Here is a 12,738-nt window from a genome sequence, read left to right as displayed (position 1 = left end):
AAGCTGTTTTGCGTCAGGCGGGGCCTTACGCCTCGGCGAAATCGGCCCGCCGGGCTTCTTCGTAGTGGTCAAAGCCGGTGCTGAACCAGCCGGTGCCGCGGGTGTGGCTGGCCAGCGTATTGCACAGCTCATCCTGCGCCGCCATCGGCAGAAGCGTCTCAAACACATCCCAGCCGGCCACGCCGTCTTCGGCTTCAAACCCCAGGATCTGCCCCTTCATGCCGCTCACCACCGGCACCAGCCCGCCGGTGAATACGGAAGGCACATGGATCTGCACCCGCATGATCGGCTGCAGCAGCGTGGCGCCGGCTTCGGCCATGGCTTCGCGCACCGCATTCTTGCCTGCCGTGCGGAAGGCATAATCGGAACTGTCCACCGAATGGTGCTTGCCGTCCTTCAGCGTCACGCAGACATCCACCACCGGATGGCCGTTCAAGCCCTGCGCCAGCGCTTCGCGCGCACCGGCTTCGACCGAGGGGATGTAGTTCTTGGGCACTGCGCCGCCCTTCACGGTTTCCTCGAACACAAAACCGCTGCCGCGCGGCAAGGGTTTCACCTCGATCACCACATCTGCGAACTGCCCGGCGCCGCCCGACTGCTTGCGGTGGCGGTGATGGATCTGCACCGGCTTGTTGATCGTCTCGCGCAGGGCTGGCGGCACCATTTCCTCTTCGACCTCAACCCCGAACTCCTCTTTCAGCGTGTGCTTGATGCGGCGCATGTGCAGCGGCCCCTGCAGGCTCAGCAGAGCATGGCCGCTGGCTTCGTCCTGGCTCACATCCAGCGCCGGGTCGATCTCCGCCAGCCGTTCCAAGGCGCCCGACAGCCGTGCATCGTCGCGCTCATGCACCGGGGTGATCACCCGCCGGAACGTCGAAGGCCGCGGCTGCGCCCAGTCCGGCAAAGGCGCGGCACCGTCCGGCCCGTAGGCATAGCCCAGGTTCAGATGGTCCGATTTCACCGCCTGCCCCACATCGCCGGCATCGAGGTGGCCATTGGAGCCGTCGGCCACGCCGCTGAGAGAGCCCAGCGCAGCACCGCCGACCGGCACCCCGTTGTCCACTTCTGAACCCATGGCGCGCACCAGCACCGTCTTGCCCAGATGCTTGACCAGATCCGCCATGCAGCCAACCGCAACCACTTTGCCGTCCTGCGAGAGCCGCTCCAGCGCAACCCCCACATCCGGCGCCTCGTGGCGCAGCGACTTCATCAGCCGCAGGATGCCGTTCCTGTGCTCGCCAGAGCCCATCAGCGCCGGGATCAGGTCGTTGTGCTGCAGCACCCGCGTGGCCACGTCATAAACCTCCTCGGCCATCACCTGCTGATCCTCGATCAGCTCTTCCAGCAGCGCATCGTCAAAATCCGCCAGCGCCTCCAGCAGTTCGGTCCGCGCCTCCTGCTCGCGGGCATACATCGCCACCGGCAGCTCAATCAGCGCCGAGGGTTCGCCCTCCTGATACTGCCAGGCGCGCTCGGAAATCAGATCCACAGCACCCACAACCTGGCCGCCTTCGCGGATCGGCACCTGCCGCAGAATGATGTTGTGGCTGCAATAGGCCTGAAGCGCGGCTACAATCTCGGCCACCCGGTCCGTGGCCTGGTCCATGCGGTTGACAAAAATAAAGGCGGGGATGCCCGCCTCCTCCAGCTTGCGCAGATACGGCGCGCTCAGCACCGCAGCGCCGGCGTCGGCCGGAACGCAGAGGACGGCAGCGTCGCTGGCGGCCAGCGCCGGCCCCGCCTGCGAAAGATTGTCGGCCCCGCCCGCGATGTCGATCGCGGCCCAGTCCTCGCCCATGAATGAAAAAGGCTGCAAAGCGGCGACGCCTGCAACCTCCTGCCGCTTGCCCGCAGCGCTGTCCAGATTGGCCAGCGCCGTTGCAAGCGTAGATTTGCCGGACTGCGACGGTCCCAGAATAGTGAAAACGCGCATGTTCTCAGATCCTCCCATGACTGATACGGCTGCCCGGAGAGGTGCGCGGACACTGCGGTTCGCGTGATATGCCTGTGCTGAAGATCTGCCTCGGATGCTCTTCCAAGCGGCCCGGCCGGTGAGTGGACGGCAAGGGGCCAGAGTCCCGATGCTGCCCAAGCTACCCCCTTTGAGTCAAGCGTCCAGACGGCTTAGTTGCGTCACTACGTGTTCATATTTGACGCCAAAACCGCCAGTTTCCCCTCACCGGGCTTCCGCGGCCCGTTAAGCTGGCTCCATGAAGATCACGCGCAACACCCCAAAGCAGCTGATCCTCGCCGACACGCCATGGCTCATCGGGATCATGCTTGTCTTTTTCATCCTCGTCTTTGCGGGCGCAGGCCTCGGCATGCTCAGCCAAGGCGGCGATCTGATCTGGCCAGGCCTGATGTTTTCCCTGTTCGGCGGCGGCCTGGGGGCCGGCGCCTTCTGCGCCTTTGTGCGCCGGGTGCAGGTAATCTTCGACCGCCCCGCCGGTTCCATCGTGATCCGCCGCCAGTCGGTTTTTGGCTACACAGAGGTGGAGCACCGGCTGGCCGATCTCTCCCACGCCGAGCTGGAAGCCACCACCAGCCGCAGCGAGGGCCGCACGCGCACCCTCTACCGCCCGGTACTGGTGCTGGATGGCGGCATGAGTGCCGGCCGCCACCCGGTGGTCGAAGCCTTCACCAACACCCGCGGCCCGCAACGGCTGGTGGATGCCATCAACGCATGGCTGCCTGCCGATGACCCTGCAAAGGTTGACTCCGGCCCCCAATCCGCGTAACGCCTGCCCAACATCCGGAAGCAGTGAGTCTTCCGGTCCCTGCCCGTGCCAGGGATCGCCCCCCACCAGCGTGTTACGCCCGTGGGGGCATTTGCGCATGGACCGCATGTCCCCTACATACGGGGGCGCCATACAACGTAACCGGCATCAGGAGGCCGCAGGCATGTTTGAAAATCTATCCGAACGCCTTTCCGGCGTCTTTGACCGGCTGACCAAACAGGGCGCCCTGAACGAAGAGGACGTCAAATCCGCCCTGCGCGAAGTCCGCGTTGCCCTGCTGGAAGCCGACGTCTCGCTGCCGGTTGCCCGCGACTTCGTCAAGAAGGTGCAGGAACAGGCCACTGGCCAGGCCGTCACCAAATCGGTGACCCCGGGCCAGCAGGTGGTGAAGATCGTCCACGACGCGCTGGTCGACGTGCTGCGCGGCGAGGAAGACCCCGGCAAGCTGAAGGTCGACAACCCGCCGGCACCCGTCTTGATGGTCGGTCTGCAGGGCTCGGGCAAGACCACCACCACCGGTAAGCTGGCGAAACGGCTGAAAGAAAAAGAGGGCAAGAAGGTCCTGATGGCCTCGCTCGACGTCTACCGCCCGGCGGCGATGGACCAGTTGGCCGTGCTCGGCACCCAGATCGGCGTTGACACCCTGCCCATCGTGCCCGGCCAGAAACCCGTCGACATCGCCAAACGCGCCAAGCAGCAGGCGACGCTGGGCGGCTATGACGTCTATATGCTCGACACCGCCGGCCGCCTGCACATCGACGAAGTGCTGATGCAGGAGGTCGAGGACGTCCGCAACGTGGTCTCCCCCCGCGAGACCCTGCTGGTTGTCGATGGCCTGACCGGCCAGGTTGCCGTTGAGGTGGCCGAAGAATTTGACGCCAAGATCGGCATCTCCGGCGTGGTGCTGACCCGGATGGACGGCGACGGCCGCGGCGGTGCCGCCCTGTCGATGCGCGCGGTCACCGGCAAGCCGATCCGCTTTGTCGGCCTGGGCGAGAAGATGGACGCCCTGGAAACCTTCGAGGCCGACCGGATCGCCGGCCGCATCCTGGGCATGGGCGACATCGTCGCGCTGGTCGAAAAAGCACAGGAAACCATCGAGGCCGAACAGGCCGAGAAGATGATGAAGCGCATGATGAAGGGTCATTTCAATATGAATGACCTGAAGATGCAGCTTGAGCAGATGCTTCAGATGGGCGGCATGGAGGGCATGATGCAGATGATGCCCGGCATGGGCAAAATGGCCAAGCAGGTGCAGGACGCCGGCATGGACGACAAGGTGCTGAAGCGCCAGATCGCCATGATCCAGTCGATGACCAAGAAAGAGCGCGCCAACCCCGCGCTGCTGCAGGCCTCCCGCAAGAAACGCATCGCAGCCGGATCCGGCATGGAGGTTTCCGACCTCAACAAGCTTCTGAAAATGCACCGGCAGATGGCCGATGTGATGAAGAAGATGGGCAAGATGGGCAAAGGCAAGATGCTGAAGCAGGCCATGAAAGGCATGTTCGGCAAAGGCGGCATGCCGGATATGGGCGGCATGGACCCCAGCCAAATGGATCCCAAGGCGATGGAAGCAGCCGCCAAAGCGATGGGCGGCAAAGGCGGCCTGCCCGGCGGGCTCCCCGGCCTCGGCGGCGGCATGGGCCTGCCCGCAGGCCTCAGCGGTTTTGGCAAGAAGAAGTGATCTGACCCGTGGCCTCCATCCCAACCCTTCAAACCGAGCGCCTGACGCTGCGCGCACCCAAGCTTGAGGATTTCGAGCATTGGGCCGCCTTCTTTGCGTCCGAACGCGCCCGCTTTGAACGCGGTATCCTGCCCCGGGATGAGGCCTGGCGGGTCTGGGCAGCAGATGCGGCCTTATGGACGCTGCGCGGCTACGGCCCCTTCGGGCTGGAAGTCCGTGAAACCGGCGCATACGCTGGTGAAGTGGGCATCTATCAGCCTGATGGCTACCCAGGCCCGGAACTGGGCTGGTTTGTGATCCCCGAAGCCGAAGGCAAAGGCTATGCCGCCGAAGCCGCGCGCGCTGTCATGGCCTGGGCGCGCCGCGCATTCGGATGGGAGAGCCTGATTAACATCATTGATCCAAGGAATGAACGCTCTATCGCCCTGGGCCAGCGCCTGGGCGGAGTGATCGACCCCAATGCCAAAGGCGAATGCCCCGGCGATGTAGTAATCCTGCATGATCTGCGGGGGTTGGCATGATGCAAATCCCTGCCATTCCTCAGCTCGAAACCGAACGCCTGGTCCTGCGCGCCCCGGCGCTGGCGGATTTCGAGGCGCTCTGCGCGTTCTATGCATCCGAACGCGCCGCTTTCGTGGGCGGGCAGATGGACGCAGAGCAGGTCTGGCGCCACCTGGCTCTGGAGATCGGCCACTGGCAGATGCTGGGCTATGGCCGCTGGGCCGTCGAAGAGAAGTCCTCAGGCAAAACCGCAGGTATCATCGGGTTGTGGAACCCGCACGGCTGGCCGGAGCCGGAAATCGGCTGGGACCTGTTCGAGGGCTTTGGCGGCAAGGGCTATGCCACCGAGGCAGCCACCGCTGCGCGCACCTATGCATATGACACCCTTGGCTGGACCACCGCGATCAGCCTGGTGGCTCCGGAAAACCACGCTTCCGCCGCGGTGGCCAAGCGCATGGGTGCAGCCTTGGACGGCAGCTTCACCCATGACCGGTTCGGCGAACTGCAGGTCTGGCGCCATCTGAGCCCGGACGACCTGAGCGCCGGCGGGATGGAGGCTTACGCATGAGCTTTCATCAAATTGGCCCTAAGCAGGCATTTCCAGCGGCCGTTGCTGCGCCCCGCTTAACTGAAAATTACACCCTCGCCCCGATACTCCTTCATTGGATGGGTGAAATTCATGCCGGGCGGTGCGCTGCCCGGGCAAAGGGGTGTACAATGACTGACGAGCGGAAGCCGTATCCACGGCTTGTATCCAAACGGCTTATGCTGATTTCTCCGGCAGACCCGGAGTTCGACGCAAATGCAGCTTTCCTGAATCCGGGTTCGCCGCGCTTTATCGACGCGGCAGAGGATCCGGATTCGCTGTGGTGGTCGATTGCCACCATCATCGGCCACTGGCACCTGCACGGCTATGGCCTGTTTGCTGTGGTTGAGCGCAGCACCGGCACAACCGTGGGCCTGGTCGGCCCCTGGTTCCCCAAGGGCTGGCCGGAACCCGAACTGTCCTGGCACCTGATGGAGCCGGGCAAGGGCAAGGGCTATGCCAGCGAAGCGGCGCAATGCGTGCTCGACTGGCTGTTTGGCGAAGCAGGCTGGGACTCGATTGTCTCCTACGTGCCGGAGGAAAACGACGCCTCCATCGCGCTGGCCCGCCGTGTCGGCGCTCAGCCGGAGAAACCTATCTCCTTCCGCCTGCAGCCGGCGCCCAACATCCGCGCCTGGCGCCACATGCCGCCGCCGCGCGTGTCCGGCCCCCAGGCTGCTAGGGGCCTGCTCCACTGATGCGCTTCAGCGGGATCATATCCCGGCTCTGCCGCGCCCTTCCGCCGGAAGGAGCGCGCTGATGCCGTTTGATATCCCGGTGATCGAAACCGAACGCCTGGTGCTGCGCGGCCCCGAGGCGCAGGACTACCCCGACTTCAAGGCCACCTTCAGCTCCTACCGCTCGCGTTTCATGGGCGGCCCGCTGAACACTTATGAAGCCTGGATGCTTTATGCTGCCGAGATCGGTCACTGGCAGGTGCGCGGCTTCGGCATGTGGATGATCCACGACAAAGCCTCGGACGAAACCTACGGCATGGCCGGCGGCTGGCAGCCTGCAGGCTGGCCCGAACAGGAAATCGCCTGGATCATCTGGCCCGGTGCCGCCGGCAAGGGCTATGCCCTGGAGGCTTCGCACGCCGCACGCGGACATTTTTATTCAAATCTGGGCTGGGAGACCGCGGTCAGCTATATCGACCCGAAGAATCTCGACTCGATCCGGCTCGCGGAACGGCTCGGCGCCCGCAAAGACCACGAAGCTGCCACCATCGACGGCAACGACGCGGTCTACCGCCACCCCGCACCGGACGCCCTGAAGGACAGCCAGATTGCCCATGGCATCGAAATGGAAATCAGCCATTACGCCGACCCGCTCTTCAAACCGGAGGGCTGGGCTCTTGACTGATTTGCGACCGGCCACATCTGTGCACCGCCCTGAGTTTGCTGCATTGCGGAGAACCCGATGACGATTGACCACCAAGACCCCGTCGCCCGCGCAGCCGAGCTGCTCAAGGGCCACCGCGAAAGCATTGACCGCCTGGATGCGATCCTCGTCTACACTCTGGGCGAGCGGTTCAAGCACACCCAGGCGGTAGGCAGGCTCAAGGCTGAACACGACCTTCCCCCGTCCGATCCGACCCGCGAAGCGGCGCAGATCGCACGGCTTGAAGACCTGGCGGATCAGGCAGATCTGGACCCCGAATTCGCCAAGGCATTCTTGAACTTCATCATCGGTGAAGTCATCCGCCACCATAAGAAACACCAAGAATAACACAGACAACAGGAACAACCGGGGCATACCCCGGAAACGCCATCAAAGGAGATGTACCCATGGCAATGAAAATCCGTTTGGCCCGCGGCGGCTCTAAAAAGCGTCCCTTCTACCGCATCGTGGCTGCTGACAGCCGCATGCCGCGCGACGGCCGCTTCATCGAGAAGCTGGGCACCTACAACCCGCTGCTGCCGAAAGATTCGGAAGAGCGCGTCAAAATGGACATGGAGCGCGTGCAGTACTGGCTGAGCCAGGGCGCCCAGCCGACCGACCGTATCGCCCGCATGCTGGAAGCAGCAGGCGTCCGCGAGAAGGCCGAGCGCAACAACCCGAACAAAGGCACCCCGGGCAAGAAAGCTCAGGAACGCGCCGAAGAGAAAGCTGCAAAGGCTGCTGAAGCTGCCGAAGCAGCTGCAGACGCGGAATAATTCCGTGGAGCTGCGGGGCGCTTTTCCCGAAGGTTTCCGCAGCCAGCTTGATCTGCTGATGCGGCTCCGGCGCGACGTGCGCCGGTTCCGCACCGATCCGGTGGACGAGGCAGTGCTGACGCGCTGCCTCTCTGCCATTCAGCTCGCCCCCTCAGTGGGGCTGAGCGAACCCTGGCGCATTCTGCGGGTGGAAAGCGAAGCTGCCCGCGCCGCCGCCTTGAAAAATTTCGAAGCTGCCAATGCCGAAGCCCTGAAAGGCTATTCCGGCGAACGCGCCGAACGCTATGCCGGGCTGAAGCTCTCGGGCATGCGCGATGCGCCAGTGCAGCTTGCCATCTACTGCGACGATGAAACCGCCCAGGGCCACGGTCTTGGTGCGGCAACCATGCCTGAGATGCGCCGCTATTCGGTGGTCACCGCCATCACCCTGTTCTGGCTGGCCTTGCGCGCCGAGGGGCTGGGCCTGGGCTGGGTGTCCGTCCTCGACCCGGAGCAGCTGAACCGCGATCTGAACGCGCCGGAAGCCTGGCAGCTGATCGGTTATTTCTGCATCGGCTACCCGGAGCGGCTGTCGGAAACGCCGGAGCTGGAGGAACAGGGCTGGGAAAGCCGGATGGCGGACCTGCCGCTGGAAACCCGCTGAGCTGCCATGGGACGGTTGATCCGGCTTGTGTTTTTTGTTGCAGTGGCCTTTACCGCGGGCATCTTCTTTGAACGCAACCACCAAAGCGAACTCTGCGAACAATCCGGCGGCCAATGGCTGCGCGCGGGGTTTTGTGCAAAGGAAATGACACAATGAGCGACCTGATCTGCGTAGGCGCAATTGCCGGATCTTTCGGGGTGCGCGGTGAAGTGCGCCTCAAGAGCTTCTGCGCCATTCCCGAAGAGATCGAAGACTACTCGCCGCTCAGCAATGAGGACGGCAGCCAGAGCTTTTCGCTGACCATCACCCGCCCGATCAAAAATGGGTTTGCAGCCCTTCTGGGCGGTATCGAAACCAAGGAAGACGCCGACGCCGTAAAGGGCCTGCGCCTGTTTGCCCGCCGCGACCAGCTGCCCAAACTTCCGGATGACGAGTTTTACCACACCGACCTGATCGGGCTGGAGGTTTATGACACCGGCGGCACCCTGCTGGGCACGGTGAAATCGGTGCAAAACCACGGCGCTGCCGATCTTCTGGAAGTGCATGGGCCAGGAATGAAGGACGCGGTCCTGCTGCCCTTCACCCTGGCGGCGGTTCCAACTGTCGATCTGGATCAGGGCCGCATCATCGCGGACCCGCCGGACGGGCTGTTCTGAACAGAGCCTTCAGAAAAGGGGGCTTTGCCCCCTCGCGCCCCAGGCGCTCACCCCCAGAGTATTTGAAACCAGAAAGAAGCCGGCTTCCTCTGGCTGGAAATATCCCGGAGCGCGCGGCAGAGCCTCGCATTTATCCGGCTTCCCTCCGCCGCGCCCTTTGCTTAATACGATGCCATGACCGACATGCCTGCCCGCTCCCATGGCCGCAAGGCCATCCGCCCAGCCTTGAAACCGCGTGAGCTGATGACGCCGACGCCGGACCTGGCAGGCGTGTGGAAAGCCAAGATCATCACCTTGTTTCCCGGGGCCTTTCCCGGTGTGCTGGGAGAAAGCCTGACCGGCAAGGCGCTGCAGGAGGGCCTGTGGCAGCTGGAAACTGTTGACCTGCGGGAATTCGGCATTGGCAAGCACCGCAATGTGGACGACACGCCTGCTGGCGGCGGCGCCGGCATGGTGCTGCGCCCGGATGTGCTGGGCGAGGCAATCGAACACACAATGGCCGGAACAAAGGGCAACTGGCCGCTGGTTTACCTGTCTCCGCGCGGGCGGCGGATGGACCAGCAGATGATGCAGAATTTTGCCCAATGCGACGGTATCACCCTGCTGTGCGGGCGGTTCGAAGGTGTGGATGAACGGGTGCTGGAGCACTACGGCATCCAGGAAGTCAGCCTTGGCGATTTTGTCATGACCGGCGGAGAGCTGGCGGCACAGGCATTGATCGATGCCACAGTGCGCCTGATTCCCGGCGTGCTTGGCAACCAGGCCTCGACCGAGGAAGAGAGTTTTTCCTCAGGCCTGCTGGAGCATCCGCAATACACCCGTCCTGCCGAATGGAAAGGCAGGAGCATACCGGATGTGCTGATGTCCGGCCACCACGGTAAGATTGCCGATTGGCGGCATGAAATGAGCGAAGAGATTACCAAGGCACGCCGCCCGGACCTTTGGAAAACCTACAGCGCCTCAAAGGACCGCACGTAGCGCCTTCCCTCCGCAAGTGACACGCCTGCCCGGCTTTTCCCCCGAGGGAAGCCGTTGCCGCAATGGCGAAGCCGTGTTTTACTCCTCCTGCATAAGTTAATTGACAGGAGTGAACAGGGTGGCTGGGAAATTTGAACTCTACGAAGATAAGGCAGGTGAATTCCGCTTCCGCCTGAAGGCAGGCAACGGCGAGAACATCCTGGCCAGCGAAGGCTACAAGCAGAAGGCCAGCGCCGAGAACGGTATCGAGTCGGTCCGCAAAAACGCCGGCGAAGATGCGCGCTACGAGCGCAAGGAAACTTCGGCCGGCAAGCACATGTTCAACCTCAAGGCCACCAACGGCCAGGTGATCGGCACCTCGCAAAGCTATACCAGTGCCTCGGGCCGCGACAATGGCATCGAGTCCGTCAAGAAAAACGCACCGGATGCAGCCCTGGACGATCAGACCGGGTAATGCAGCTCCGGGCCCTTTTCAGGGCCCGGCCACTGCCCGCTTTTACGGCATTGCGGTGTTCTTCCAAACCGTCAGCGTTGTTCCCTGCTTGAAGGTGACATCGCCTTTGGACTGATTGCGCTCTGTTTCCCAGCCGATATCGCTGCTGCTCAGCCGGTCGTCCGGGAAATGGGTCTTGAACTTCCAGTCGCCGCTGGTGGACGAACGGGTCAGCACGACCAGACAGTGCGGCACCATTTTCACGCCGCCGCCGCCGGATTTTTCAACCAGCTTCACGTTCAGAGCCTTGAACATGTCATCGAGGCTGGATTTGCCCTGTTCAAAGTCGGACACCGCCGATTTGATGTCATTCAGAGGCACGGCCGCACCGTCGCGTTTCAGCGCATAGCCCCAGCCCGGCGCCGAAGCAGGCGGCCCCATCTTCAAAGTCAGCGACTTCAGTTCATTGTTCACCTGATTGGCCTGGCTTTCGTTGCCCGTGGCGTAATGGGTGAAGCCCTTGAATTTTGCGGCAAGGGACTTGGCCCGGTCAACGGCTTCCTTCTCCAGAACCGGCGTCGCCCACATTGAAGCATTTCCGCCGCTGTACTGCTTGCGGTCGAAGCTGGCTGCGATCTGCTTTTCGACCTCGGCCCGGTTGGAAATCACGCGTTTGCCGTCTTCCTCGGTATAGGTGATTTTCACCTGGTTCCATTTCTCGGTCACTTGTGCGGTGCCGGCCGTATTTCCGTCCTGATCCGGAGTTCTGCCGTCCTGCGAAGAGGCCCGCATGGCCTGCCGCTCCATGCCGGTCTGTGCCCCGTGGCGGCCGGTGCCGTGACCTTCGCCGCCCTCTTCCGCCTTGATGCGCTCTTCCTGCCATTGCTGTGCTTCGGCCTGCTTCTTGATCAATGCTTCGATCTGACTGCGGGCCTGGTCCACCGGCACGCTGTCCAGCATTTCATCCAGCGCGCTGATGCGGGACTTGATGTTGCCCAAAGCGGTGACAAAAGCCTTTTCCTTTTCCAGCTTCTCGGCCTTCATCTCTTCGACATTTTTCAGCAGCTGGCCGCGCGACTGCTCCAGCAGCTGCTTGGCCTTTTCCAGACGCTCGGCACTTGCATCAACCTGCTGCTGCTTCTTGCTGATATCCTTGGCCTTGGTCAGCCCTGACAAGGTCTCCTGCAAGTCCTTCAGAACCCCGGCCTCCCGGGTGACAGCGGTTTCCAGCTTGCCCAAGCGTTCAGTTTCATCCTTGATCCGGCTGGCCAGCATCCTGGCCGCTTTGCCTGCGTCGGAAGATTTGAACTCCTCCTTGCGCTTGGCCGCTTCCTGCTCGTCCGAGGCAAGGGCTGCCTTCACATAGCCGACCATTTCCTTGTCGAGCGTTTCCAGCCGGGCGTAAGCCTGCTTCCATTCGCCTTTCTCGAAATGCTCGGCCACGGCGCCGAAATGCTGGCGCAGCACCTTGCGCTCTTCGTCCATGATCTTGCCCTTGACCTTGTCGAACCGGGCGGTTGTGGCTTTGAGCCGTGTCTTGGCGTTGGTTTCCTCCTTCGAGGCCTCCTTGCCGCCGCCGATCAGCTTAATCAGCTCTTCCATCCGGGTATTGAGCGCCGTCAGGGTCTTGGCCGCCCCGGCCTGATCCGTGTCCTTCTGCTCCTCGATCTGCCCGAACAGGATGCGCAGTTCCTTGCGCTCGTCGTCGGTGATCCGGCCCTTGATCTTGTCGAACCGGGCCTCGATGGCCTGAAGCCGCTTGAGAAAGCGTTTATCCGGATCTTCCTCGCCGCCTGCATCAAGGTCAGCAGCCACAAATGTGTAGTCGAACTGCGTGCCCTTCATCAGCGGTTTCAGCTTCTTGTCGGGCATCTTGCCCTTCACAAGGCTCAGTTTGAGGGTGCTGCCTTCGACAAAACACTGGCCAACCGCCCTCTGCTTGGCCTTGGACTTCAGCTCTTTCAGCAGCGGCGCCGCGGCCTCGCCGACAATCAGGATAGATTGCGCAGAGCCATTCAGTGTGACCTCGTCGTAGAAATAGAATTCGCTCAGCGATGCATCCAGCTTCTTGAGCTCTTTCTTCAGTTCAGCCTTGTAACTCTTTTCGTCGTTGAAAACGTCTATCTTCTTGAATGGCATGCTGGCTCCCTCCCCGTTCTGAGGCACACGAAATTGACTGATTGTCTTGCCGTTAGGTAAATTCCTGATATTGAACGGTAGCCGCAGATCCGCAGCCGATCAAAACAAAAGACCGGCGCCATTCCGGCTGGAGCCGCAGAATTCCCTTGAAACATTGGCGCAACAGGCCTAAAAGCCGCTCGTCTGGCGCCGGGAATCGGCTCCGGGCCGCTGGCTGTTGGATC

Annotated in this window: 14 protein-coding genes; 12 read left to right on the top strand and 2 right to left on the bottom strand. The window is 62.6% G+C overall.

Translation table 11 applies throughout. The annotated features are described in order from the left end of the window. Window positions 1-25 precede the first annotated feature (25 nt). Window positions 26-1,933 carry an elongation factor G gene (locus RA20_RS18420; RefSeq protein ID WP_039132145.1) on the bottom strand — a complete coding sequence of 636 codons (1,908 nt, stop codon included), beginning with the start codon at window positions 1,931-1,933 and terminating at the stop codon, window positions 26-28. A 277-nt stretch (window positions 1,934-2,210) separates the two neighbouring features. Here RA20_RS18420 and RA20_RS18415 point away from each other — a divergent pair, with 277 nt between their 5' ends. From RA20_RS18415 to RA20_RS18360, 12 genes are all read left to right on the top strand, one after another. Next, window positions 2,211-2,738 (top strand): hypothetical protein, encoded by a 528-nt coding sequence (locus RA20_RS18415; RefSeq protein WP_039132144.1) that lies wholly within the window; start codon window positions 2,211-2,213, stop codon window positions 2,736-2,738. 163 nt (window positions 2,739-2,901) lie between these two features. Next, on the top strand, window positions 2,902-4,422 hold the full coding sequence (ffh, locus tag RA20_RS18410) for a signal recognition particle protein (RefSeq protein ID WP_039132143.1): 1,521 nt from the start codon (window positions 2,902-2,904) through the stop codon (window positions 4,420-4,422). An 8-nt stretch (window positions 4,423-4,430) separates the two neighbouring features. Beyond that, on the top strand, window positions 4,431-4,943 hold the full coding sequence (locus RA20_RS18405; protein WP_039132142.1) for a GNAT family N-acetyltransferase: 513 nt from the start codon (window positions 4,431-4,433) through the stop codon (window positions 4,941-4,943). Continuing rightward, window positions 4,940-5,491, top strand: a complete 552-nt coding sequence (locus RA20_RS18400; RefSeq protein WP_039132140.1) for a GNAT family N-acetyltransferase — start codon at window positions 4,940-4,942, stop codon at window positions 5,489-5,491. The genes RA20_RS18405 and RA20_RS18400 overlap by 4 nt, the downstream gene beginning before the upstream one ends. A gap of 149 nt (window positions 5,492-5,640) precedes the next feature. Then, complete coding sequence (locus tag RA20_RS18395) at window positions 5,641-6,207, top strand: GNAT family N-acetyltransferase (RefSeq protein WP_039132139.1); 567 nt, start codon at window positions 5,641-5,643, stop codon at window positions 6,205-6,207. A gap of 61 nt (window positions 6,208-6,268) precedes the next feature. Beyond that, window positions 6,269-6,871, top strand: a complete 603-nt coding sequence (locus RA20_RS18390; RefSeq protein ID WP_039132137.1) for a GNAT family N-acetyltransferase — start codon at window positions 6,269-6,271, stop codon at window positions 6,869-6,871. A gap of 57 nt (window positions 6,872-6,928) precedes the next feature. Then, a complete protein-coding gene (locus tag RA20_RS18385; protein ID WP_039132134.1) occupies window positions 6,929-7,237 on the top strand; it encodes a chorismate mutase in 309 nt (102 codons plus the stop codon). 59 nt (window positions 7,238-7,296) lie between these two features. Then, window positions 7,297-7,665, top strand: a complete 369-nt coding sequence (rpsP, locus tag RA20_RS18380; RefSeq protein WP_039132132.1) for a 30S ribosomal protein S16 — start codon at window positions 7,297-7,299, stop codon at window positions 7,663-7,665. A 4-nt stretch (window positions 7,666-7,669) separates the two neighbouring features. Next, the gene (gene bluB, locus RA20_RS18375; RefSeq protein ID WP_039132129.1) at window positions 7,670-8,308 is read left to right on the top strand and encodes a 5,6-dimethylbenzimidazole synthase; all 639 of its coding nucleotides are present in this window, start codon (window positions 7,670-7,672) and stop codon (window positions 8,306-8,308) included. A 152-nt stretch (window positions 8,309-8,460) separates the two neighbouring features. After that, the gene (gene rimM / locus RA20_RS18370; protein ID WP_039132126.1) at window positions 8,461-8,964 is read left to right on the top strand and encodes a ribosome maturation factor RimM; all 504 of its coding nucleotides are present in this window, start codon (window positions 8,461-8,463) and stop codon (window positions 8,962-8,964) included. A gap of 174 nt (window positions 8,965-9,138) precedes the next feature. Next, window positions 9,139-9,942 (top strand): tRNA (guanosine(37)-N1)-methyltransferase TrmD, encoded by an 804-nt coding sequence (gene trmD / locus RA20_RS18365; protein WP_152618546.1) that lies wholly within the window; start codon window positions 9,139-9,141, stop codon window positions 9,940-9,942. 118 nt (window positions 9,943-10,060) lie between these two features. Beyond that, window positions 10,061-10,396, top strand: coding sequence for a YegP family protein (locus RA20_RS18360; RefSeq protein ID WP_039132124.1), 336 nt, complete (start codon window positions 10,061-10,063; stop codon window positions 10,394-10,396). Window positions 10,397-10,438: 42 nt separating this feature from the next. Here the strand turns inward: RA20_RS18360 and RA20_RS18355 are convergent, their stop codons facing one another. Then, window positions 10,439-12,514, bottom strand: coding sequence for a hypothetical protein (locus tag RA20_RS18355; RefSeq protein WP_039132121.1), 2,076 nt, complete (start codon window positions 12,512-12,514; stop codon window positions 10,439-10,441). Between the last annotated feature and the right edge of the window lie 224 nt (window positions 12,515-12,738).

Origin of the sequence: Leisingera sp. ANG-Vp, assembly GCF_000813725.1 — a bacterium.
Taxonomy (GTDB): domain Bacteria; phylum Pseudomonadota; class Alphaproteobacteria; order Rhodobacterales; family Rhodobacteraceae; genus Leisingera.
The sequence above is the reverse complement of the archived record's forward strand: the minus strand, read 5'-3'. Positions and strand labels throughout refer to the sequence as shown.